This window comes from Aliivibrio sp. S3MY1 (assembly GCF_028765575.1).
Classification (GTDB): Bacteria; Pseudomonadota; Gammaproteobacteria; order Enterobacterales; family Vibrionaceae; genus Aliivibrio.
In genome coordinates this window covers 278,824-304,634 of the sequence record NZ_JARACO010000001.1, presented here as the reverse complement: position 1 = coordinate 304,634, position 25,811 = coordinate 278,824, and the positions used below count along the sequence as shown (strand labels likewise).

Annotated in this window: 20 protein-coding genes; 2 read left to right on the top strand and 18 right to left on the bottom strand. The window is 37.9% G+C overall.

The annotated features are described in order from the left end of the window. Positions 1–77: 77 nt before the first annotated feature. The 18 genes from PVK62_RS01235 to PVK62_RS01150 all read right to left on the bottom strand — a co-directional run bounded on the left by PVK62_RS01235 (position 78) and on the right by PVK62_RS01150 (position 22,563). Positions 78–722 (bottom strand): sugar transferase, encoded by a 645-nt coding sequence (locus tag PVK62_RS01235; protein ID WP_274442859.1) that lies wholly within the window; start codon positions 720–722, stop codon positions 78–80. Between the two features lie 15 nt (positions 723–737). Then, complete coding sequence (locus PVK62_RS01230) at positions 738–1,922, bottom strand: glycosyltransferase family 2 protein (protein ID WP_274442860.1); 1,185 nt, start codon at positions 1,920–1,922, stop codon at positions 738–740. After that, the gene (locus tag PVK62_RS01225; RefSeq protein ID WP_274442861.1) at positions 1,919–3,007 is read right to left on the bottom strand and encodes a glycosyltransferase; all 1,089 of its coding nucleotides are present in this window, start codon (positions 3,005–3,007) and stop codon (positions 1,919–1,921) included. Before PVK62_RS01225 ends, PVK62_RS01230 begins: the two co-directional genes overlap by 4 nt. A gap of 190 nt (positions 3,008–3,197) precedes the next feature. Then, complete coding sequence (locus tag PVK62_RS01220) at positions 3,198–4,652, bottom strand: GumC family protein (RefSeq protein WP_274442862.1); 1,455 nt, start codon at positions 4,650–4,652, stop codon at positions 3,198–3,200. Further along, complete coding sequence (locus tag PVK62_RS01215) at positions 4,649–5,794, bottom strand: glycosyltransferase (RefSeq protein WP_274442863.1); 1,146 nt, start codon at positions 5,792–5,794, stop codon at positions 4,649–4,651. Before PVK62_RS01215 ends, PVK62_RS01220 begins: the two co-directional genes overlap by 4 nt. Continuing rightward, complete coding sequence (locus PVK62_RS01210) at positions 5,784–6,539, bottom strand: acyltransferase (RefSeq protein WP_274442910.1); 756 nt, start codon at positions 6,537–6,539, stop codon at positions 5,784–5,786. Before PVK62_RS01210 ends, PVK62_RS01215 begins: the two co-directional genes overlap by 11 nt. Before the next feature lie 103 nt (positions 6,540–6,642). Then, a complete protein-coding gene (locus tag PVK62_RS01205; protein ID WP_274449328.1) occupies positions 6,643–8,091 on the bottom strand; it encodes an O-antigen ligase family protein in 1,449 nt (482 codons plus the stop codon). Beyond that, complete coding sequence (locus PVK62_RS01200) at positions 8,088–9,530, bottom strand: lipopolysaccharide biosynthesis protein (RefSeq protein WP_274442865.1); 1,443 nt, start codon at positions 9,528–9,530, stop codon at positions 8,088–8,090. Before PVK62_RS01200 ends, PVK62_RS01205 begins: the two co-directional genes overlap by 4 nt. Continuing rightward, positions 9,527–10,690 carry a glycosyltransferase family 4 protein gene (locus PVK62_RS01195; RefSeq protein WP_274442866.1) on the bottom strand — a complete coding sequence of 388 codons (1,164 nt, stop codon included), beginning with the start codon at positions 10,688–10,690 and terminating at the stop codon, positions 9,527–9,529. Before PVK62_RS01195 ends, PVK62_RS01200 begins: the two co-directional genes overlap by 4 nt. Further along, complete coding sequence (locus PVK62_RS01190) at positions 10,687–11,958, bottom strand: glycosyltransferase family 4 protein (protein WP_274442867.1); 1,272 nt, start codon at positions 11,956–11,958, stop codon at positions 10,687–10,689. Before PVK62_RS01190 ends, PVK62_RS01195 begins: the two co-directional genes overlap by 4 nt. Before the next feature lie 179 nt (positions 11,959–12,137). Beyond that, positions 12,138–13,166, bottom strand: coding sequence for a glycosyltransferase family 4 protein (locus tag PVK62_RS01185; RefSeq protein WP_274442868.1), 1,029 nt, complete (start codon positions 13,164–13,166; stop codon positions 12,138–12,140). Continuing rightward, positions 13,147–14,634, bottom strand: coding sequence for a sigma-54-dependent transcriptional regulator (locus PVK62_RS01180; protein WP_274442869.1), 1,488 nt, complete (start codon positions 14,632–14,634; stop codon positions 13,147–13,149). The genes PVK62_RS01185 and PVK62_RS01180 overlap by 20 nt, the downstream gene beginning before the upstream one ends. A 70-nt stretch (positions 14,635–14,704) precedes the next feature. Next, complete coding sequence (locus tag PVK62_RS01175) at positions 14,705–16,972, bottom strand: hybrid sensor histidine kinase/response regulator (protein ID WP_274442870.1); 2,268 nt, start codon at positions 16,970–16,972, stop codon at positions 14,705–14,707. Positions 16,973–17,014: 42 nt separating this feature from the next. Then, on the bottom strand, positions 17,015–18,553 hold the full coding sequence (locus PVK62_RS01170; protein WP_274442871.1) for a SpoIIE family protein phosphatase: 1,539 nt from the start codon (positions 18,551–18,553) through the stop codon (positions 17,015–17,017). Positions 18,554–18,555: 2 nt separating this feature from the next. Further along, on the bottom strand, positions 18,556–19,263 hold the full coding sequence (locus PVK62_RS01165; protein WP_274442872.1) for a CpsD/CapB family tyrosine-protein kinase: 708 nt from the start codon (positions 19,261–19,263) through the stop codon (positions 18,556–18,558). Further along, positions 19,263–21,374 carry an SLBB domain-containing protein gene (locus PVK62_RS01160; protein WP_274442873.1) on the bottom strand — a complete coding sequence of 704 codons (2,112 nt, stop codon included), beginning with the start codon at positions 21,372–21,374 and terminating at the stop codon, positions 19,263–19,265. The genes PVK62_RS01165 and PVK62_RS01160 overlap by 1 nt, the downstream gene beginning before the upstream one ends. Position 21,375: 1 nt before the next feature. Then, positions 21,376–22,209 (bottom strand): OmpA family protein, encoded by an 834-nt coding sequence (locus PVK62_RS01155; RefSeq protein ID WP_274442874.1) that lies wholly within the window; start codon positions 22,207–22,209, stop codon positions 21,376–21,378. A gap of 36 nt (positions 22,210–22,245) precedes the next feature. Next, entirely contained in the window at positions 22,246–22,563 is a 318-nt protein-coding gene (locus PVK62_RS01150) for an STAS domain-containing protein (protein ID WP_274442875.1), read from the bottom strand. Between the two features lie 621 nt (positions 22,564–23,184). On the opposite strand from PVK62_RS01150, the gene PVK62_RS01145 reads away from it, so the two are divergent. Next, entirely contained in the window at positions 23,185–23,988 is an 804-nt protein-coding gene (locus PVK62_RS01145; protein WP_274442876.1) for a phosphate/phosphite/phosphonate ABC transporter substrate-binding protein, read from the top strand. 3 nt (positions 23,989–23,991) lie between these two features. Next, on the top strand, positions 23,992–25,806 hold the full coding sequence (locus tag PVK62_RS01140) for an ATP-binding protein (protein ID WP_274442877.1): 1,815 nt from the start codon (positions 23,992–23,994) through the stop codon (positions 25,804–25,806). Positions 25,807–25,811: the final 5 nt, after the last annotated feature.

Here is a 25,811-nt window from a genome sequence, read left to right as displayed (position 1 = left end):
TCTCATATTTAAGAATTCAAAGTCTTACTATTTATATATTAATTATTACCGGATCTCATTATTTAATAATTATAATCTCATTGACCTCGGGCAAAGAACATTACTTTTACTGTCATTAATAAAATAGAAATATCCGATTTTATCCAGCTGGAAATTGATCTAAGAGAGAGTGCATAGCTATGATCAAATCCTACCTTTGAACGAACATCCTCTATACAGGTGTCATAACCTTGATTTACTTGGGCAAGTCCAGTAATTCCTGGTAGTACTCCATAAGTACGTTCACTAAAATAAGGGATCTCTTGTTCTAGTTTATTATAAAATGTTGGTCTTTCTGGCCTTGGACCCACAAGTGACATATCGCCATTCAGTACATTAAAAAATTGTGGTAGTTCATCTAATCGTGTTTTTCTTAAAAATTTACCAACTAGAGTTACTCTGGTATCGTCTTTAGTCGCTAATGTTGCTCCTGTTGCTACTTCTGCATCTTGTACCATACTTCTAAATTTAATCATTTCAAAAACATGTATCTGCTCAGGCATTGCTTTACCAACTCTTAATTGGCGATAAAAAACAGGACCTCTTGAGTTAAGCTTGATAGCCAGTGCAATAAAAGGAAACATTGGTAGGGTAAGCAACAAGCCAATGAGCGATAAACTCACATCGAAAATGCGTTTAACGCGAATAATCGGTTGGTTAATAGTGTAATAAGAATCGATCATAATCAGCTCCTTTTATTATTTATGCACATGAGTCCAAGAGGATTTTGGTTTATTGAAAAGATAGGTAAGACCACCAAGTAAGTTCGCTGTATGCCCAATGACAAGATAGGTTAAGGTTTGGCAGTATTTATTTGAGAAAATACGAGGAAATAAGAAACCCATAAAACCTAGGCTGTATCCTAATGTCTGTCCAACAAAGGCACTGAAAAATAATGGATTAGATAGCAATAATGCTGAACCAATATAAGCCATTATCATAAAATAGGGCATGGTAAATCTAAGCCCTTTTCCTGAGAAAAAAGTAAATGCAGTGCCTTTATATTTGGGATTAAATAAAGGAAATAATCGTAGTAGTTGTTGAAGGTTACCGGCTGATATTCTTAAGCGTCGTGAGAAATCCTCATTTTGAACAACTCGCTCGAGTTCTAATGCACGAATACTTGGGTCATAAATTGCTTGATAACCTTGTTCGACAATTTTCATTGGCAGAATAAAGTCATCATTGATGGTGTCTTTATCCAAGGTGATAAATAGCTCATGTCGAAAGAGATAAAAAGCACCATGAGACCCTAAGCTTGACCCTAGAGTAGCCTCTTGTTGTTTAATTCTGGTTTGGTATTCCCAATATTTTTTTTCACCCTCAGAGCTTGGTTTTAGCAAATGGTAGGTTGGATTAACGACACCAACGGTTGGGTCCTCAAAATGCTTCGCTGCAATTAATAAAGCGTCGTAAGAGAGCAGGGCAGAAACATCACTAAGGGCAATAATATCGCTATTATATTGAGGAATTAATTGGTTGAGTAAGGCGACTTTTCCTTGGTTTTCTTTAAACACCAGAACTTCGATATGTACATCAGAGCAGATAGCCTCTTGAATCGTATTATGTGCAATAACTACCGTATCATCTGTACAACCATCACAAGCAATAATGATTGTGAGTTTGTTTGATGGGTAATCAATGCATGCTAAGTTTCTAATCTTATCTGCTATCCATTCTTGCTCATTATAAGCAGGGATAATCATAGTAACTTTCGGTAAAATATGATCTTTTTTTGATTTATGAAATCCTCTTGGCGTTATTTTTATACCATGTGGAGGGTGTTTTTTTGAAAACCACTGTAAGAGTATTGGGTATAACGCATGATGGTATACCACAGCAATAATACTGATAGAGGTTATTATAATAAGGATATTATTCATATAGCTACTCCCGGAAAGTAGAGGCTTTCATACGCTGTTGCCATCGATCTTGCATGGTTATTATGTAAAATATAATGCCTTGGGCTGCCTGTTTTAGGGAGGGTAGTAATACTAATAATTGCAGTCGTTAATGTCATGGGTAAGTTGTTGTTGACCAATTGACTGTATTTAGGGCACAAGGTTTCAGAGACTCCTCCGACATGATTAGCAACACAAGGAATACCACACGATTGTGCTTCTAGAGTTGATAGCGGAAACCCCTCGTTATTTGAAGGCAGACAAAATACATCTAGCGCCTGATAAAATGTAGGCATGTGGTCGATATGCCCTAGAAAATGTACTCTATCTTCTAATTTATATTGGGTAACTAAGTGTTGTAAATATTCTTTTTGTGACCCAGAACCAGCGAGAAGTAAATGGTATTTTTTATCAAGAAATAGCATGGATTCTATGAGATTTGACTGCCCTTTAACTGCTTCTAGGCGCGCGGCATTACCAATAATAATAGCGTGATTTGGTAGGCATACTCCCAGTGTTTTTCGTGCTTTATTTTTATCACCAGCATTGAATTTATAAGGGTCAATACCATTTTTTATCGTATAAATAGGATAGTTTTTAAAGATATTATGTAGGTTTTTTTTTACGAAATTGGCGTCAGCAACGAGGGTCGGTTTCGATAAAAGGAGGATTAACTTTTGTATATAACGATCTTTTTTTTCATTTAAATGCCATGCGTCATGTTCAGTATGAATATGTTGCACTTTAGTGCTTAGTTTGGCTGCCAAACTAGAATATAGCATAGGACCAATATGGTGAGAGTGAACTACATCAACATCATAACGAGTAAAAATACGGACGAGTTGTTTTATTATTTTTAGAGATATACCCGGAACTTTTTCTAAACAGATTATCTGCTCTTGATATTGAAGCAATCTTGGCCAACGTTTAATTGTGTTAAGGAGTTCACCTTCTAAGCTCACTACCATGATGCGATAATTTGGATTAGTAAATGCCAACATATCTAGCACCATAGTTTCTAGCCCTCCAGGAGAAAGATGCTGAACAACATGAACAATTGTTTTCATAGTAAGCTCCTTATTCTTATTTGTTTTAATAGAACTGCAGAGTTCATGCCATAAATATTAATGTTAATTTTCAATGTGTTATTTATTTTCTGTTGTTTATTTTCAAATTGAGAATGAATATAGAAATCGTTTTGATGACATAACAATGAATTTGAAAATAAACGTGACGTATAATGGTGATCTGAGTGGATTACTTATATAAAAATAGCTGAAAGCATTTAACTTCCTGAGGTAATATACGACTTAATACTGGCGCATCACTCAGTTGTTGTATTTCATCTCTTCTTCGTATTGTTGTGTCACATAGTTCTGCAATGACGGCCATTCCAACGCCAAGTGCAATCCCTCCTGCGAACCCTGCAATAACAAAGAGAATATTAGGTAAGTTTGATGGGCTGTTTGGTTTGTAGGGTCTATCTATTATTTTTACTCGTTTTTCTTGCTCAAAGACACCAAGAGATCGAGTTAATTTCGCCATTTCAAATCGTTCTACTAAGTCATTGTATAGTTCACGTTTTAAGATTAAGTCTCGTTGCAGTTGATATAACTCTTTTTCATTCTCTCCAAATAGTGACGCTTGTTCTTCTATCTCCTTGATCATGCTTTCGAGAACGCGCGTTTCTTCACTTAATGCATCGACTTTACTGGTGGCCTTTTGTAACTCCTCAAGCTGAGAGAGTAAAATGGGTGGTGCTTTGGCAAGATCTTCAACACTGTTGCTGCTGGCGATATCCCACAGCTGTTCACTGCTCAGCCCTGGTTGAGTTTGAGAAAGTAGGCGAGTTCGTTCTTCTTCTAATCGGTTAAGATTTCTTAGTTTTCCTTGAACTTTACTGTGTTGAGGCGTGTATTTGGCTTGAAGTAAGGTTAACTCTCCACGAATCCTAATGATTTGTTCTTCTATTTTCCCAATAACTGGATTGGTTTTTGATAATTGTAAGTCAATAGACCCTAAGCGTTTTTCTGCACCAGCAAGCTCTGCTTGACGCTCATATAAGCGCTGTTTGAGTTTGGTTAAGCGATCTAAACTGGTGATTTGCATTTCAGGAAGAATGGTATTTTCACGGTTTTTAAATTCAGCAAGTTTGCCTTCCGCAAGATCTAATTCTTTACGGCGTTGATCTATATTGTCTGATAAGAATTGACTTGAATCTTTCAGTGATGAACGCTCTGGAGCCAATAATTGTTCAGTAAAATGGCGACTCACGGTTTCTAGTGTTTCTTTCATACCTTCAGGTTGATTGGATTGGTAATCAATACGGATTAAATCTTTCCCTGCCATAGTGACTGATAGGTTGCTAGATAAAAGAGCGATGGCGTTATCGGTAGATTGGGGTGACATTGATTCATGCACATAGCCCCTCTCTTTGGCGACTAACCCTAAAATATGTCGACTGTGTAATAGGGTTTGTAGTGAACTTAATCGCTCTTTTAGCATGCTTGATACGGCTAAATCTTCAAGAAATGGATTCATTTTTGCCGTTTCTTGGATCAGCATACTGGTATGAGAGTGGTAATATTGGGGCGCTAGTTTTCCAATTACCAATCCAATAATAGGCATCAGTAAAATAGGAATAGCGATCAGATAGCGACGACGCCATGCTGATTCAAACATAATAAGAAAACGTTGGCTTAATGTGATCATAATGCCTCCAACCAAGCCTCAAGTTGCTTGGCTTTTGCTTGCCATGTATGTGACTTGATGAGTTTCGTGTGTTGCTGCTTTCGTTTATGAAGTGTTTCTTTATTATGTCTTAGCCATTCTTGTTGGATAGAGTTTAAGCTTGAGTTGAATTCGGCGAGTGAATTTACAGTGTGAATCGCTGATTTATAAGGATGTAACGCCGGAAAATCAGTACTGATAATGGGGGTTCCTGTTGCTAGATATTCCAAAAGTTTAAGAGGGTTACAGGCTCTTATTTGCTCGTTATCGATAAATGGTAATAGACTTACTTGCCAATGCTGACTGTAACGTGGTAATTGGCTATGAGGTTTTGCTCCCATAAGATGTACATTGTCACGTAGTGTTATTGGGTTATAAGTTAATTCATTTTGTCCAATAAAAACAAAGTGCCAATCTGGATTGATCTCAGTGATTTGATTAATTAACTCATAGTCGAGCCATTTGGATAAACTGCCATAAAATCCAGCAATAGGCCTGCCATCGTTAGGTAAATCCTTTGCTCTAAAAACGGGTTGGTTAAATAAAGTAAAATCGACACCATGAGGTAATAATTGTACTTTTTCTTCAGGAAATTTATGGCATAGTGTTAGGCTAGCTGCGAGAATCAGGTCTGATTTTTGTATGAGTTTTTGCTCATGTTGAAGAATAACCTGGTGATCAACACCAGCCAGAGCGCCAAAATCATCTCCGCAATAATACACAATGCTCGATTCCCCTAAGCTGCCGCAAACATCTGCGACAGTCGGTAGCGAGGTCCATAAAATAGGGTGGTTCAGCTGTGCCTTTTTTATGAGGGGCTTTAATTGGCTAACGATTAATTGTTTGGCTATCCATCGAGCAAATATTCCTTTTGGCGCTGGAATAGTTTTGATATTAACCGTTAGAAAAGGCGCGAAGTGAGTGCTTTCTTCAGCGCTTATGGTTGATTGTGTCAGCTTCGTCCACACACGCTTAATATCATGTAAAGACCAATTAGGTTGGCGTAATCCAATGGAGTTTACCCAAATCACTTTACGAGTCAGTGACAGCTGTTTAATTAAATGTTGGGTGCTAGAGGGTAAACCGCCCCAATCTTCACCAAAAACGATAAGATCATGCCTCATAATCAATGTCCTCTCTGCTGCTGGTTGCTGTATTTATCTCTAGAGGTTTAATGACTTTTGCAGGATTTCCTCCAGCCAACACAAACGAAGGAAGACTTTTAGTTACTACGCTGCCAGAGGCAACAATGGTGCCTTCACCAACCGTCACATTACCAATGATGCTCACTCGAGAGCCTAGCCAGACGTCTTTTTCTAAAATAATGTCCCCGACTTGGCTGTCTAAGTCTGCCTTACCTTGTGCGCGGTCGGTTGGTTCAATAGGATGGCCAGGATAACCACATAGGAAGCCTTGTCCTGCAATACGTACGTTATCGCCAATCACAACTTTATTGCCAACTGCAATGGTGGTTTGCCAACAAATATCGACATTATCACCTACGGAGAGAGTGGGGTTCGCTGAGTTTGTGCGACCGCTAAAGGTGGTTTGCCCTGAAATGCGACAATCATTACCTATGCTCATCGTCAGTGGGCCGCTAAAAAAAGGTAAGCCGCCGTATAGCCGTGTGCGTTTACCATAGCTATTTAATCGCCCTTTAAATGCAGGAACATAAAATACAAGATGAGTGAAAGCTTGCCATTGAGTAATAATGATTTTATGTAGACCATAAAAGAGTTTATTAAGAATTTGAGGTGTTGGTAGCTCAAAGTGACGAATGGTTTTAGCAATGTGAAATAGCGTTGTTGCTAATGGGCTTTCACCATTTTTTAGCCATTGCTTTAGGCGATAGACAGATAATGTACTCATCATGGCATTCCTTTTTTGATAACGCTTTATAAAGAGTATTTCATGGATTGTGCCAATTATTTTCCATTTGTTTTTCAATGTATTATAGTTTTGTATTTTTAACTTATTGGTTTTTCTCATTTTGAGAATCGTTTTGAGAATCGTTTTGAATTTCGCTTTTTCTCGTATCTATCTCTATTTCATTGAGCGCAATCTCACAGGTTTTAGTCACTGCAACCACTAAGGCGGCTAAAATATAAATCGGCCAATTAAAACCTTGGGTTAAAAAGGTTCCAGATACAATAGTTCCAATTAAACCTGCAAATATAGCTTGAGCACTGGCGTAAATGGCTGGATTTATTTCATCTTTTACCGCTTTTACTGATGTTAAAGTACGATTGGCACTTTTAATAAGTACGACGATTAAAGAGATAAAAACGCTAAGTCCAAGAAAGCCTGTTTCAGCAAGTACGCCAAACCAAGTACTATGAACCGCATGATTTAAGCCATCCCAATGAGGGCTGTAATAAAAGTAATTGGAATAAAAATTATCTAACCCGACGCCAGTGATAGGATTGTTTACCGCCATTTTAAAAGCGGCTTCCCATGCGTATAAACGTCCCATTGCAGATGCATCAATCCCAGCTTCTGCAGCGCCTCCTGATACTCTCTCTGAGATCCCTGCAACCACAAATAAAGCCCCACTAGCCATCACGGCTATCGTCATTAATAGCACTTTTGATTTGATTCTTTGTAATCCGTAGATCCCAAAGACTGCGATCATACCTAGTAATCCACCTCTACTTTGCGTTGCGATGACGGCCCAAAATAGAATAGGGATAGCGATAAAGCCAATCATACGATGGTGCCAAGGCAATTGGTGAGTAACCAATAAAGCAACAGCAAATGAGATGGGAAACATAAGTACTAAGGCTAAGTCATTGGGATCACCAAGCATAGAGCCAAACTCTCGTCCAATAGTGACACGAGTTCCCTCAATTAGCCCAATACCTCCAAGTTTGTTTTGAATAGCAACGATACCAACTAATGCTCCTGCAATGGTGATAGCTTTTAAGGTGAATGCGATTTGTTGTGGTGTTCTTACTAATATGGCAATGGCAAATGTCATTAATATTATTTTCCAGTAAATGTTTTTGAAATACTCAATGGCAAGAAGGCGGTTACTAGAAAATATGACACCAACAATGACTATTACTAGGAAAAGAGTAAGAAAAGTGAACTCTTTACACCAAAATAGTTTAATTTGACGAGTGATCCCCACTTGCCAGATAAGAGCTGTGAGTGATCCGAGTGAGAGGAATAATGGAATTTTTAAAGAATAAAGCTGTGGAAAAACTTCATGTATGCGGAAAAAAGAAAAAATCACAAAAAATAGCACAATAATAAATGGACGATTAAGGGTATAAAGTGCAGCAAGTGAAAGGACACTTAAACTTATAATCCAAGAAGGATGAGGATAAAAGTGCCATATTCCTCCTATAAATAATGAGCAGGCAATTGCTGTAAACCATTGCAACGTTTTTGATTGAAGTGATGCGTTATTCATATTCATAGGCATTTCTCGCCTTGTTCACTTTTAGGTAGAGTGACCAATTGTAATTGCGAAGCTAAAATGACGACAGATGTGGTGCAGAGTGCCGCCATCATTAATTGAATACCAACAGAAAATGAAGAAAGACTTAGCGCAATGGATACACTGGTAATGAGTAATAGTATGCTTAATTTTCCTAACGAGTAAGGTAATGGATGAGCGCTTTGAGAGAGTATAAAGGTGAGTATTACTCGTATCGTTTGAGCTAAGATTAGGGAGCTAATAACGCCACTCATGCCGTAAATAGGTGTAAGAACTAGAATAGCAATCATGCCAAGCCCTGTGGCAAAACTGTTAATCCATAATAATTTTTTAGTCTGTTTCTCTGCTAATGCACCAAGGTTGATTAATTCATTTAATTCTTTAATTGCAGAAACGATGATCAAGGCAATAGCGATGGTTTTGGCTTGTTGATAACTTGCTGGCATTAACCACTCAATTAGTAGAGGAGCGAGGTAACAGATAAGAATAGTGAGCCCGCATAATAGAACGAGACTACTTTGAGTCATTTTAGCTGTGATTTCTTTGCCTTGTGATTGTAAATAATCAAAGCGCTTGGGCATCCACCACATGCAGAATGGTTGCATTAGTAATGTTAAGGCTAAAGCGAATTTAAGAGCGACGGCATAAAGAGCCAAATCAGAAAGAGAGGTGTTTTCGGCTAATACCCAGCGCTCAAATCCATTAAGCCCAAAAGCGACTAAGCCACTGGTCATAAGAGGTAAACAATAAGGAATACAAAGGGAGGTGATTTCTTTATTAAAGATAAAACCGGTACCACGTACTTTCTTATTTTGTTTAGTTTGTAGATAAACCAATGCAAATATTTGCAAGGCTGCACTCATAAATCCAGCCAGAAGAATGGCCGTAATGCCATAACCTTGATAAAGAACAACCACAGTTAGTAATGCTTGCAATAAGGCACGACCAGTCGTCAGGTAGAAGAATAATTTGGCTTTTTCTCGCATTCTAAGTGAGGCTAGAACGACAGCAATCATGCCCTCAAAAGCCAATGGCATTAATAACAACTCTAATTCAATTGTATTGGCATATTCTGGTTTCCATTCACTGAAAAATGGACTTAATATCCAGATAATAGGGAGTGATATTGCGCCAACTATCATGGTTAATGTGAAAATTTCACCCGTAATTCTTCGTTTTTTATGTGGATCTTGTTCTGTACCTGCAAATCGATATAGGGCTTCATGTAATGAAAAACCAAGAACAACACTTAAAATCATTGCAAAAGTAGATAATAGCTCTAAGCGTCCAAGTTCATGCTGGGAAATATGGTTAGCAATAAAAGGCAGCATGAAAAGAGAAACGCCCTTCATTAATACAATACTACTGCCATAAAGAGCCATGTTTTTTAATGTCGGTGACAAAGGACATAATTTCATTGCTTCACCTCATTTAAAGCTAATGCTGCTAAAGGACGCTTTTCCATTGCAAATTTAATTGATAAGTAGCATTTCTCAGCTTGGTAACCTTGAGACAAATGAGCACCAGATTGACCTAATTGGGTGATCAGATTGAGATCGCTACCTGCCTGTGAGATGCGAAGTTGCAGTGAACTTATGTCATTAGGTTGGTATTTAAGGCAGTTTTTATTATGGGTTAATACTAAATCCCAAAACGCACCATCTGAGGGGATGATCACGCACATTCCTGCCATTAATGCCTCTAAGATAGAGAGCCCAAAAGGTTCTTGATGGCTAGTTGATACAAAAATATTAGCCTGAGCACGTAATGTATCTAAATTAGATGGTTGGTGATGCCAAGTAATGCTTTCTATCAGCCTAGGTGCTCGTGTAGTAGGTAGCACATTGTTTTCAGGTGTCAAATAACAGATATTTGTTGGAATTCGTTCATCCGTAGGAATGTTTTCGGTTGTTTCTAACAGTAAATCTAACCCCTTCCATTTCAATAGTGAAGCGGCCCAAAATAAACTTGGTGATTGATATTGGCATGCACTTGGGCGGTTTTTTTTAGCTATCCCATTAACAAACGATTCAAAGTGGTGAGTAGCAAAAAGTTGTTCTTGTTTCGCTGTTTGTACTGATAACTCATCTTTTCGCCATACTTGTTTAAGTGCGGTAAGCAAAGAGGGGTAAGTACTTTGAAGATAGAAAACGTGTTCAGCGTGACAGAGGCATAATCCAATGGAGCGAGATAACCCTACTGGACCATGGATCAATTGAGTAATTTGATACCCTAAAAAACACTTCATTATATAAATAGGCATATCAATCCCTGGGCCAGATGCACCAACGGCGACATCAATTTTTCCGTAAAAAAGTCGCGCATAAAATAACCAAAAACAAAAATAGAGCTGTCTAGTCCAATAGCTTTTTCCATATTCTGAAACGGGTAGCCAGTTAGGGTGGGACATCTTAATTATTTCTACATTTCGTAGTAACCAAGAGCTTGGATTAGCGGTTAGAATTGTTACGCGGTTATTTTTACGATTAAGCAAATCCAACATTTCACGGGTGGCAATTTTTGAACCTCCCGAATAGGTTATTGGGTCAAGGACTAAAATATGATTAGATTTATTCATGATTTTCCTCCTTGTTTTGGAATAACTTTAGAATTTGAAGAAAAAAGCTTATTAATTAACAGGTTAGATATGTAAGCTAGATTTGAAAATACAGGGTGAATCGCTTGTGTTAATGGGCGCGCATAGGGGGTAGTTGCTGTTGTGCTTAGTTGCTGCTCATACACAGCTTCAAATTGTTTGGTGTATTGTGAGAGAGAGAAATAGCGGTAAACGGTTTCTTTTCCTTTTCTGCCCATCTCTTCAGCAAGGTGAGGATTATGAATAAACACCATAATTGCTTTGGCAAAAGAATCACTGTCTTCTGGTTGGGTTAGTAATCCTGTTTCATAGTGGCTGATCACCTCTGGAATGCCACCAACCATAGGGGCAATCACGGGTAATTGAGCTAGTGAGGCCTCGATTAATGCTAAACCAAAGGCTTCATCTCTTGCTCCACTTATGTAGGCGTTAATGTTGCTTTTTAATAGGCCGACAACATTGCATTGTTCTCCTAAAAAATGCACATTGTTGCTTAAATTCAGTTGTTTTGCTTGATGTTCAAGTTGGGCTCTTTCTTCCCCTTCGCCAATAATAACGAGATGGATGTTAAGCATGGTAGCATCAATTTTATTTAGGCTTTCAATAATTAAATCAACACCTTTCCTATGGATTAGTGAACCTGAGGTTGCCAGAACAAAGGCGCTCTTATCAATATTTAATTGGTCACGTAATAATGTGGGTTGTTGAGTATTTAGCTTGTTTGTATTTATGCCATTAGGGATTATTGTTATTCCATTTTTATCATAACCATCTTGTAATAAACTTTGACCAATCGCATTGCTGACGGTTACCAATTTAGGGCTAAGATGAATGCCTAAACTTAAGCGATCACGCAATGGATATTGAGTGTGAAGGTGGGTAACTAATGGCGTTTTAGTATGACGAGCGACCATATTCATCCACTGGCATGGCGCTGCGCTATTACAGTGAATCAAGTCGACCTGATGGTGCTTAATTATCTCTTTTCCTTGTTGGTAGAAATCGTGCCAATTTAAGAAAGAGAAACGAGGGGCTTGCCATCCAAGTAATAAAGTAAAGGGAGTTACATAACTCGCACTTAATTGTTTTTGTACTTTATCAACAAGACGCTGTTGGTTACACCATAAAATGCAGTTATATTTCTGGTGATTAATGCTTTTAATTAGATTGATTAAGCAGACTTCAGAACCACGGATCCAATCATCACCATAATGAACAAACAGTAAGGTTGTTTTTGTTTTCTTAGACATCGCACACCTTCCTTGCATTTCTCTTGATATAAGAGATAGAGCAAAGGCAGTGCCAGATTGCGGTTGTTGCTATCTATTTGATATTAAAGGTTAATATTTAAATGTAGGTGAATGTTTCTCAAATTGAGAATAAGAGTTTTCAATTTGAGAAGAGGATTTAGAGAGGAAAAAGTGAGGGGTTATATTCCGTAAGCCTTTAATACTATAGGTACAATCGTTTTGGTAGAGAATTGATCTTGAATGGTTTTTTGTGCAGCTTGTTGAATTTCTATTTTATTAATAGGTGATAACTCAAGCCAGTGAGAGATCGTTTGAGATAAGTCTTCTGGCTTAACAATCCATCCATTTCTTTCTGACTGTATGAGTTTACTTATATTACCCACAGGGGTTGATATTACGGGTATGCCTCTTCCCATTGCCTCTAATGCCGTTATGGGTAGTCCTTCGTAGCGAGAGCTGATAATCAGTAAGCCAATTTCATTCCAAATGGTTTCCATTGAATTTTGCTGGCCATGGAAAACAACATTGCATGGGAGTTGCTTGATGAGTTCTTGCTCCATTGGACCTGAACCATAAAGATGAAAAGAGTTGCTAGGGTGTTGTTTTGCTAATTTAATGAATCGGTCAGGGGCTTTTTCATGACTTAAACGACCAACAAAAGCAATTTGCTCTCCAGTCGATGATCTTAAATTTGTGGTATCAATAAAGTTATTTAAAACGGTAGTCTGACTCGGTATTCGTTGGTTAATTCGCTCGCTTACTGCAAAATTATGATGACTAAATAGAGCGCTCCATCGATCAATTATGTCATACAAAGCCAGTTTTCCTTTGCCTATTTCACCGGCATGAAAGGTATTAATAAATCGTATTTTTCTTTGAGATGTCAGTAAGGATAAGCGCAGTAATCGAGAATATATTGCGGCCTTGTAACCATGCGAATGGATAACGCGAGGGCGATGATGCCTAGTGTAATCTAAAAGATCACGTAAGGTACCATCTAAAAAACGATACGAAATATTCGCATTGTTTAGTGCGATGGTGAGCGGGTGGTTTTGTTCATATTTACAGAGAAAGATAACCTGTACCGAACGTTGAAATTGCTTTAGCCCCTGTGCAAGTTGCAAGATGTGGGTTTCGATCCCCCCCACATCTCGACTATCAAAGAGTAACCAGACATCATTTTCTTGTTTATGAATCTGACTCTTCATAAGCTTCCCACGCTTGTTTTTTTCTATATAAAGTTGATGGACTTAGCTCAAGTAATACTGCGGCATTAAGGACATTACCATCACAGTGATCAATGGCATTTTGAATAACTTCTCTTTCTATATCTGCCATTGGACGAATTGAATTGGTATTTATCGCGTCATGTTGCACAGAATTAGGAGTATCAACGGAATCAAATGGTTGAGTATCGACTGCTTTCTCAGGGCCTAGTTGAGGTGGTTGTTTTTTCACTGATTGTTGAGAACTCGTTAGCGGTGGTTTTATCGTGGGTTTTGATAATGGTTGATTCAACGGCGGTGGAAGATGTTCTATCATTACGTGTGTTTCGTTATGCAGAACAACCACATTACGAATAATATTTTGCAGTTGACGCACATTGCCAGGCCAAGAGTAGTTGCAAAGTATTAACTCAACATCCCGTTTTATGGCGATGAATTTTTTATTATCTTCTTTGGCGTATTTCTTTAAGAAGAAGGCGGCAATATCAATGATGTCTGTTCCACGTTCACGAAGTGGTGGCATTTGAATTGGAACTACATGCACTCGATAGTATAAATCTTCTCTAAATCGCCCTTCATTTACCTCGGTTAATGGATCTCGATTAGTCGCACAAATAATACGTAAATCAGTACTGAGTTCTTTGCTTCCTCCTAGCGGTGTAAAGCGGCCTGTTTGTAAAAAACGCAGTAATTTCTTCTGCATTTCTAATTCCATCTCACATAACTCATCTAAAAATAGAGTTCCGCCATTGGCAAGCATAGCTGCGCCTTTTCGATCTGTTGTTGCGCCTGTGAATGCTCCTTTAACATGACCGAATATTTCACTTTCCATTAAATCTCGGGGAATAGCGCCACAGTTAATGGCAACAAAAGGTTTATTGTGGCGTTTGCTTTGATAGTGAATTGCTTCAGCGCATACTTCTTTACCTGTACCACTTTCACCATAAATGAACACACTCGCAGTGGTAGGGGCAACCGCATCGATAATTTTATAAACCGCTTGCATAGGAAGACTTGAACCAATAAAACCTTGATATTTTTTCCGGTTAAATGTGTTTTGTAGATCTTCGACTAAACCTTCAAGTTTTGCTCGTTTAAGATGGTTACGAATTGACGTTTTCAATCGTTCTGCTTGAATGGGTTTTTCAATAAAATCATCGGCACCGCTTTGCAGTAAATTAACCGCAATGTTAATAGTACCGTGTGCAGTTGCTACAATCACGGCGGTTGGTAATTGATTTTCTTTCATCCATGCAAGTACATCTTGCCCTGACATATCTGGCAATTTTAGATCTAGAATTGCCAGTTGTGGTGGATTCTTTTTCATAAACTCGATGGCCTCTCCTCCAGTAGTTACATGAAAGAAGTCGTAAGGTTCATCTTTCACGTACTGTTTATAGAGAATAGCCAGAGAGGTTGAGTCTTCAACTAATAGTACTTTTTGTAGCATAAGCAACATCCTGTTTTACTTAGCAATTCTATAATAGTTTAATGTATTAGATTGTACTGTTATTTTCATTTTATTTTGTGAAGCCTTGCGCGTTTCGTTCTTCTAGTGCTAAAAAAGAGTTCATGGCGATATCAGGTAATAGCGCTGATTTTTCAAAGGCTTCATCAAACTGTTGTTGTATACAATGTAGCTCAATCTCTCGTGAAATGGCAGATAAGGCAATGTTTCCGAGAGTTAGCGCACTACTTCCTAGTGTATGAGCTTCAAATTCGAGAGCGTAGAGATCTTTTTCTTTTCCTGCTTTGCTTATGGTTTCCACTCTTACTTTTGACTCTATAATATAGAACTCAATTAACTCTGGCATAACACTGGCATCGGTATCTCGAATTATTTGCTGGATAATTTCTTCATCAATGTATTGTGGTTTTTGATTATCGATCTTATTTTCTCCATTTTTCACAGTAATTCCTTTTTCTGTTAAGTCATACTCAGTGGGTGATAAATACTGATTAATGCATTCTAATAGTTTGGTTCTATTAAATGGTTTTGACAAATAATCTGTCATTCCCGCTTCAATAAAGCGCTCCTTATCACCAGTGAGAGCATGAGCTGTTAATGCAATAATAGGTAAATATTGGTGCTTTTTCGAGAGTGAACGGATATTTTTTGTTGTTTCTATTCCATCCATCCCTGGCATTGAAATATCCATAAAAATAAGGTCATATGATGTCTCTTTGACCATCGAGATAGCGTCTTCACCATTGCTGGCGATATCAATATCATATCCAGCAAAGTGAAGGGTATTTTTAATCACGATTTGGTTGGCATGGTTATCTTCGACTACAAGTAAGTGTGCTTCTTTATTTGCTACTTTTAGTGTCGGAATGCTGATGGCTTGTTTATGTGCTTCTATGATTTCAATCTCTTCAGCTGTTGAGAGATCAAGCATGATAGTAAAGGTAAATTCACTGCCTTTTTTATATTCACTTTTTACTTTTATATCGCCATCCATCATGTTTACAAGGCGCTTAGTGATTGCAAGCCCTAGACCAGACCCCTCATGCGAGCGAGAAAAACCATTATCAGCCATCGTAAATTCTTCAAATAAGTTATCTAGTTGTTCAGTTTTAATACCAATACCAGAATCTTTAACTGTACAATTTAGTTGCAATCTGCCATCGATTGGATGAATCTCGATAGAGACAATAATGCTGCCGTTATTGGTGAATTTTAAGCTGTTCCCAATAAGGTTAAGCATGATTTGGCGTAAGCGATTGATGTCCCCGCTAACATATTCAGGAACACTATTTGGTAGTGATAAGGTTAATTTGAGTTGTTTTTTATCGGCTTGAGCTTGAAAGCTGTGAAGAGCATGTTGCACACATTCATGAAGATTAAATGTTTTATTATTTAGATAAAAGGTATTGGCTTCCATTCGAGAGAAATCCAAAATATCATTGATGATAGATAATAACAGCTCACTAGAATCGGTCGCGGTTTCTACAAGTTCACGCTGGGTTGGCTTTAATTGATTATCTTTTAAGATAGCTAATATGCCTAGAACGGCATTCATTGGTGTTCGGATCTCATGGCTCATTGATGCTAAAAATCGGCTCTTACTTTCATTTGCGGCTTCGGCTTCTTTACGTGCTTGTTTTAAGTCATGATAATTTTGCTCAAGGCTATAAGACATGGAGTTGAAGGCTTGTGCCACTTCTTCTAAATCCCCACTTGATTCAATATTAACTTGTGTCCCTGGGCCTTTTTCTTTTACTGTATTAACCGCAATTTTTAATTTATTTAAATTACGAGTTAACATATTCCCCAATAAGAAGGAGAGTCCAATAATAAAGATTAATTCGATTGAAGCGATAGCATATATCCACGATTTTGATTTATCTAAAAAGGAGTTCATTCCATGAGTACCAAACCCAACGTCTACTTTACCAAGTGAGCTTGTTCCATTTTTGATGATGGTTTGGATATCATAGCTGCCGTCTGAGGCGTTATGCAATATCGGACTATCGGGATTTGGGATCTCATGTAACTTAGGCCCCCCTTGTGTAATAAGGGTTCCTTTGGCGTCGTATATTTTCACATAACAAATGTTGCCAAGCGCGATGAGATCATTCATTAAGGTTGTTATGACTGTCTTATCACCTGAATGTAAGGGCTCTTTTATTGCTTTGGTGAACATATGTAGAGTAGCTGCTGATCTTGAGATCAATTGTTGTTCGCTAGAATCCGAAAGAAACGTTACAGAGCTGAAGACTAATACCAGTAACATAAGACTCTGAATAATTGTAATACTAATGATGGTTTTTAGTCTGAATGTCATAATAAACTCCTTGGCTTTATGTATTTACATTGGTCACATATTTTATTGCTTTTCAATGATAAGTAATAAAGCGTCATCGTTTGGTGGTGTACCTGCAAGTGAATCGAAAGTCTGCATTACGGTTTCAATAGCCGTTTCTAAAGGTAAATTAATCGTATTAATAAGCTGTTCTTTAATTGATTGTTCTAGTGTTTGACGCTCTGATATTGAGTTTCCTGATTCAAATAATCCATCGGTAAATAGAGCAAGTCGTTCACCTTTTTGTAGGGTTACCTCTGTTTCTTGGTATTGGGTGTGAGGCAGTAAACCAAGCAAGATCCCTTCGGTTGGAACGGTAATGAGATTTGTTTTGAGTATTGGTTCTGTTTTTTTTATATGAAGCGGAGCTGGGTGTCCGGCACTGCTCATTTTCACTGTGGGCCCATTTGTTAGGCTGATACAACAACTGGTCAACATAGTTTGAGATAACAGTTGATCGTTATAGGCGCTATCTGACAACACAGAAAGCAATTGAGCAGGTTGGGTTAGGGGGGAGCTTTGCATTAGGCCTCGGATATAACCGGCATAAGCGTAAGCAAAAAACTTAGCACTTTCATCATGGCCCATAACATCGGCCAACAACAATTGAGTGGTGTTTTCGTCACTCATTGATAATACAAAATCTCCGCCTCCATGCCCTGTATTTTTTTGTTTTATTGCTAATTTCCAGTCGGAAGAATTAAGCGTTACTTGCGGTAATAACGTGTGTGTTATTTTTTGATTTACTTGCTGTGAAAGTGAACGATATACCTGATTAAATCGAGCAAGAACTCGCAAGACTGAACGGATTAAGGTTTCTTTTTTAATCGGTTTTTCTAGGTAATCATCAATACCAAGATCGGCGGCATCCATTAAGGTATTGTTATCTTGTAGATGAGATAAAAATATGAAGGGGATAGATAAGGTTTTTTCTGATTCTAAGCGTTGCCTTAACTCTAACCCGCCCATTTTTGGCATTTGAATGTCTGAAATTATCAAATCAACCGTTTCATTTTTGAGGAAATTTAGGGCTTCTTCCCCATTCGTTTTAATCACGACATGAAACTGTTCGCGCAGGTAAGCTTGGTATAGTTTACATTGGATGGCGTCATCTTCTACGATAAGAAGGCGAGGTCGTCTTTGCTCTCCTTCGCGACTCCATCGCATGGTAAGTACATTTTCTTTTTCAGTGCTGTGGTAGCTAATATCATTCGTTTGGCTTTGAATGATATCAATACCACGACCATTGCATTTTAATGAAAAATCACCAATGTCATTCTGTTTTTCTTGTAAGGTTGGGTCCCAAGGTTCGCCATCATCTGTGACACTCAGTTGCCAATGGATTTTGGTTTTTTTTAAGGTGACTGTGAGGTATTGACTTGGCTTATTAGGATGAAGCACAAGGTTAGTGCTCCATTCAGAAAAGCAAAGTAGGCATTGGTGTTTGAATGTTTGTTGGAGATTTAACTGATCAAGCACTTTAGACAGTGATTGACGCAGCACTCGAACTGACCCTAGAGAGGTTGGTTGGGTATTTTCAAAAAGTAAAATAACGTCAGACATCATTACACCACGGTAGATAAGAATCGATTATTTTGGACAAAAGCGATTAGTTTGCTAGTTATTGCATTGGGAAGAAAGCGCAGTCGCTCAATTTCTCTGCAAATTTCATTTTTTAGTCGAGGTTGGTATTTATCATTAAAAACGTGACCGATGAGGTTTGCATGATGATTGTCTAACGATTTTAAGGCTTCTTTTAATTCGGTCTGTAATGTTTGACCGGATAGCACCACCATTATGGTGCCATCACAACAGCCTGCAATACTTTGTGCTGGAATGTTATTGGCATTTAATTGAGAGAGAGCAGAGCTGTCGATGATGATTTTGTCGAACTCTTCACGCCATTTTTTTATTTTCTGATTTAGCTTTTTGGGCTGACGTAGCTCTACTGTTTGTGCTTTGTTTTGTGGCACAGGAACACCAAGAACGACTTGAGTATTATGCGTAATATAACTTAAGCAATGCGATGTCTCCGCCTGATCATCATTAATAATTTTCTCTAAAGGTAAGGCGGTTAAACTCGGGTTTTGTAAGTTTAAATCAACCAAAAGTGTGCGATAACCCGCAAGTAAATGCCTTTCGGTTAAGGCTTGAGCAAGAGAGCTTACCCCCTCACCAGGGTTCGTTGAGGTAATGCACAGTGAGTGGCATTCGTGTTTTTCTAATTGTAAAAACACCTGCTCTATTTCCATATGGCACGAAGGAATTCTCATTATAGTGCTCCTATTAAGGCGATGGTTGCGACGACTTGAAAAACATCTTTCATTACAACACGTACTTGTTCCATTGTGCTTTCGTCTTTATTTGGAATATAGACGGTATCACCCGCTCTAAGTACGGGAATGCTTCTAAAGTCAGCAGTACGGCTAAATTTAACAAGATCAAAGGTTCTTGCTTGCCCTTCATCCAATGCGTGATTTACAACACTGATCTTTTCAAGATAAGCGACATCACTTGGTCCGCCAGCTTCCGCTAATAGATCAAGTAATGTCATTGAATCATTAAAACGGTAACGGCCGGGTTTATTAATGGCACCTAGTACACGGATGGTGCTCTCTTTACTTTCATCAACCCAAATACGATTTTTTTCTGGGATGTAAATGGTGTCGCCTGTTTTTACTTTTGGCAGTAGAGATTCATCACCAGTTTCAAAATATAAAGCCAGATTCAATTTACTGACTCGTGCGTAGCTTTTATCTCGATGAGTAATGCGGATGTTATGAATATCCGCATCCATTGTTGGCCCATCCGCTGCTGAAAGAATGTCTAGAAAGTGCATGTCGTTGGTAAAGCGGTAACGACCTGCGGCATTGACCTGACCAAAGACATAAATTGAGCTATCAGAGCTTTGACGTACCCATTGTGATTTATTATCTGATGGATCTTGTGGTAAATCGTGAACTCGAATAGTCGCTCCTGCACGAATAGTAGGCAGTGCTGAATCCGGTTTACCTTTTGAAATAAAGGAATCTAGGTTAAAGGTATAAACGTGATTTTTTCCACTGGCATCTGGGGTGACAATCTCAATTCGAGTGGTATCTCCGCGTAATGTTGGCCCGCCTACATGCGCTAATAAATCAAGAAATGACATTTCATCTGACCATTCAATACGGCCTGGGTGTTGTACTTCACCTAGTACTCGTACGGCACGGCTTGGCGCAATTTTTAACCATGATTTTTCGTTCATGTCAGTCTTTTCAGGAACAAAGATAGCATCTCCAGCTGCAATTGCAGGGGGGCGCATATAATTCGTTCCTTCGGTATACCCTGATAAATCAAAATTAATCACAGCTCCGTTGGCTTTTATTACACGGATCTGACGAGATTCAGCAAAACGTGTTGGGCCTCCGGCATTGGCTAAAATATCCATAAAAGTGGCGCCTTTTTTTCCTTCAAAAGCACCTGGTTTTGCTACTTCACCCATGACATACACCATGTTTGAGCCTGACTTAATTTCTTCTTCTTGTTTAGGAACAAAGACGGTTGATCCAACTTCAAGTGGTGGCAATAGGCTGTCATCTCCTGAATCTAAATAAAGCTTTAGATTAAATAGAGCGGGTTGGTTTTTAGATATCACACGAATTTGCTCTACTCCGGCATAACGAGTAACCCCCCCCGCTCTCATTAGAACATCAACCAGATTAGTCCCTGATTTATATGAGAATGTCCCCGGTGAATTCACCTCACCAAATACCTTGATGGCTTTTTTCCCATCCGCAGCATCACCGGCTTGAGATAGTTTTGCAGGGTCAAATTCTTGCTCGATATTACCTACCATAGGAGAGGCTGGAATAAATAGGGTATCCAATGATTGAAGTGTAGGCAGAAGAGATTGGTTACCTGAATCTAAAAAGGCTTTGTAGTTAAAGGTAGTGACTTTATTTGAACGACGTAACTGTAAACGGTTAAGTTGCGCACCAGAGCGTAAACCGCCAGCAGCATAAAGAGCGAGCTGAACAGAGTCTCCATCAGTTAATGTGTATTCTCCTGGCTGTTTTACATAACCTTGAATATTGATGATTAACTGACGTTTACTGATAAAGACTTGAAGGTTAGTCAGATCTTGTAATATGGTTTTAAGACTTAATGTGATGCTAGATACCATCTGGGTTTCCGTTTTTCCTGCCACAAAAATAGGACCTACCTCAGGTAAAATAACGCGTCCCTGCTTATCGACGTGAAAATTTTTATTTAGAGAGTCTTCACCCGGCAGCATTATTGAGATGACATCACCGACTCTTACATGATTGTTAGTATCATTAGCAACCGTTAAAAAAGAGGTATTTAACGCTAAAATGAATAAAATCATTTGGAAAATACGCATTTTAATTTCCTCCATTTGAGTGGTTGTTCTCTAACATTAATGGTTGATCTAATTGCAGTAACTCAATGGTAACTCGACGGTTGGTTAGTCTAACGTGAGGCTCTGTGCCTGCTAGATATGGGTCATTTGAGCCAACAGAATCTACGTGTATACGATCAATAGATAACCCAAAAATACTTAAGTAGCGTTTTACCTGTTTGGCTCTATTAAGAGCAAGATCTTGGTTAAAATCTTCTTCACCCATGCCATCTGCATGGCCTGTGACTAACAATTTGAAGTCTTGATGCTTATTAAGAAGTTGCGATGCTTCTGATAAATTCACTACATATTTTGGATTTAGTTCGGCTGAATTAAACGCAAATTGGTTGTCTCTGTTTAGTAAGTCATAAATAGTTTGTGCTAACTCAATATCTGAATTTCCGTTGTTCGAATCGGAGGGTGGAGCGCAGGTTTCTTGGCGTTTTACGTAATCTAACTGTCGTTCTAAACGTTTTAATAGGTTACGTTGAATGACTAAATCATTGGCGGCATCCAGTTGTAAGCCTCCTTCTAATTCACGAGCTATTCGAGCTTCATTTTGTTTGGCTTGATGAACGGTAGCAGGAAAGCACCATTCTGCTTTTTCTAAAATGAGAATATCAAGATGACGAGCGGCTAATTCCCAATCAAACCGTAAGCCATGCTCTGGGCCTAGGGGTTGATCTGGCATCACAGGAGAAAATGCCGCTTGTGGATAGTTCTCTGCTTCGCCGCCTCTTCCTGGTTCTGCAAATGAAGAACAACCAGACAGTGCAAGTATTCCTAAGCTAAGGACGAATAAGTGGTGTTTATTCATGATGATACTCCCTGTCTTATTGTTTATTTACAGTGACTAGTGCGTTGTATTATTTACTGGAATGGCATTTTCAATACGTAATAACTTTAGTAATTCCAAAGGTTGTCCGTGTGCATTTTGAATTTGCATGGTGCGTTCTTTTTCAATTAAACGTTTGTACAGATAAACAATGGCGCCGATACCTGACGAATCAAGAAAAGCCACTTGAGCAAGGTCGATTTGTACTTGGTAGTGTTCTTGTTGAAGTACTTCGTCAATTGTTGGTTGAATATCTCGGCAACCAATGGCATCCATATCACCTTGAACGGCTAAAATAAGAGTTTCAGTATTTGATTCAAATTGATGTAGTTCCATAATCAGCTCCTAAGGAAATATCCTTTTGTGTTTGTATTATGATTAGAGCAGTAACTGTGCCACTTTTTTTTATAAATATAATCATTCACTTATCGGTATTTGTGTGTTTTTTAATTGCGATAGTAGAGTTGATTCTCAAATTGCAATGCAGTTTGCATAATGAGAAGTTGGTAATGAATAAATAATAGTAATAAGAATTAATTAATATGGAAAAATAGAGGGATAAATCAAAAATGTCTGGAGGAATATCGCTTAATAAAGAAAGGAGATTAGTATTTAGTCTGATATTCAAAATGAAATGCATTTTCATAATTAAATAATAAGAAAACGAAAAAACACTTATAATCATCGAGTTAGTGTTGGTATGTTTTTTGATGTTGATGGCTATCTGTGCTTATCTTGTACTCAAGATGGTCATACGATGGATGTCAGCCGTTACAGAAAGAGTTTGCTATTGATGGAGAGCCGCTTGCATGGAATGAATATATGGCTTTAATTGAAATAGCTTTTTAGATTATAACCCCGCTTTTATTTAAAAAGAATATGCTTTCAAATCTGAAATTATAAGTTCTAGATCCTATACTTAGTAAATATGGATAGAAGTAATAAAGGGATTAAATAATGAGAATAATGATATTAGCGGCCTGTCTTTTATTCAGTACCATGGTGTTAGCTAAAAAGACGTTAATAGTCGGAGTAGTGCCTCAATTTGAAAGTCATAAAATTCGTGAGATATGGCAGCCAGTGATCGATGAGTTATCATATCGAACTGGTCTTGAGTTGAAGCTACAACAGGCTATTGATATTCCGAGTTTCGAAAAAGAGTTGGCAAATGAAGTTTATGATATTGTTTATTTAAATCCATATCACTTACTCATGGCTAATGATGAAAATGGTTATTTGCCGATTATTAAAGATTCAACACGTTTATTATCAGGGATATTGGTCGTTTCGAAAGAATCAGGAATAACCTCTATTGAGCAGCTTAATAATCAAGAAATAGCTTTCCCTGCACCTAATGCGCTTGGAGCTTCATTAATGACTAGAGCGGAGTTGACTCGCAAAAATATAGAGTTTACGCCTGTGTATGTCCACAGTCATTCATCAGCTTATCTCAATACAGTATTAGGTGTAAGTAGAGCTGGTGGTGGGGTTGTTCATTCATTGAAGCAACAAAAACAGAGCATACAAGATAAATTAACTATTTTATATCAAACGTCAAAAGTAGCACCGCATCCTATTGCACTCCACCCAAGAGTTATAGAACAACGTCAAGTTTTTTATGATGCTTTTAAAGGCATGTTTAGCTCTGAATCTGGAAAAAACAAGCTGAGTAAAATTCCTATGCGTGGTGTAGAAGCTGCTGAGCTATCTGATTATGATAATCTTAAAATGCTTAATCTAGAGCAGTTTATAGAGAGATAACCTGTGAAGATTATTACTAAATTCATCACGTTATACTCTAGTATTTTAGTATTAGCTTTATTGTGGTTGCATTTTATCTGGGCTCCAGCCCTTCTTGAAGAGCAGCGTGAGCAGTTCGTACAGTTTGAAACCGCTAAACTTGCAATATTGAGTAATGCTATTGAGGGTAATATTATTACTCAAGATCTTGCCGTGCTTTTTATGACTCTTGAAACGGTACTTTTAGAGAATCAGCACTGGTTGGGCTTAGTTGTGAATAAGACTGATGGGACACGGCTGTTTCCCTTAGAGATAGATGAATTAGCTAATACTATCGACGAAACCATTACATATTCAATTAAAATAAAAGAGGATGAGTTAGCGGTTATTCACTTATCTTTAAGCATGAAAAATGTAATAGATATGGTTAATGCTTCTGTTTTACCTATTTATATTGGGGTGATATTGGTTTATCTATTATTTACAGGATTTACTCTGTTTATTATTTATTACCTTATATTTATTCCTTTAAATCAATTGCGATGTAACGTAGAGCAGGTCGCGAGTGGAGACTTGCATATACAGTTTCAAAATCACAGTCATGATGAAATAGGGCAATTTAATCATTCGTTGAGCAAATTAGTGATAGAGATTATTGAAAAAAGTCAGAGTTTAACCGAGAGTGAAAAACGATTAAAAGTACAGAAAGAGCGAGCAGAAAATGCTAATGAGGCAAAAAGTAATTTTGTCGCAGCCATGAGTCATGAGATTAGAACCCCAATGAATGCCATTATGGGAAGTGCACAATTACTAAAATTGGCATTAAAAGAAAAAGAACAATTAGATAATGTAAATCAATTACTTATCTCTAGTGAGTACCTACTAGCTATTCTAAATGATGTGTTAGATATTTCAAAAATTGAAGCCAATAAAATCAATTTGGAATATATGCCATTTAATCTACTTAGGTCTCTAGAAAAAGAGTGCCTACTCCATCAACCATTATTAAATAATACAGAGGTTAAGTTATTTTTTAAACCTGATGAAAATGCAGTTGAATGGGTTGTTGGTGATATGACGCGTTTAATGCAAATAGTAAAAAATTTAATTACAAACGCAGTTAAATTCACACAACAAGGTGATGTGACAATAACTTATGTAACTAAAAGGCTAGGTGATAAAGCAGAAATAAGCATTACTGTAGCCGATACAGGAATAGGGATTGCAGCGAGTAAACAACAACAAATATTTGAGCAGTTTTCTCAAGCTGAATCTTCAATTACACGACGATTTGGTGGTTCAGGTTTAGGGCTAACGATAGTTAAAAGGTTATTAGATGCGATGGGAGGAACCATCTTAGTCGAAAGTGTAGAAGGAGAAGGAAGTCTGTTTAAGGTTGTTCTTCAGCTTACTGTTGAACCTTCAAATAATCGACAATTAGATGAAGTTCCAAGTCACATTGAATTTGCCCGACCTTTAAAATTACTTATTGTTGATGATAATAAAGTGAATGTACTAATTTTTTCAAAGTATTTAAAATTGGCAGGCCATGAGTTTGATGTTGCTCATGATGGTAGGACCGCAGTACAAGCGGTAAAAGAGAATCAATATGATGCAGTTTTGATGGATTACCATATGCCGCTAATGGACGGAAAAGAAGCAACGTTAGCTATTCGCAAACTTTCTGATAGCAAGAAAGACACCGTTATTATTGGTTGTACTGCTGATGCATTTAATGAAGTAAGACGAGAGTTGATCGAGTGTGGACAAAATGATGTCATAACAAAACCTATCAAACCAGAAGAATTCTACCATGTATTGAATAAACACGTAATTTAACTAGC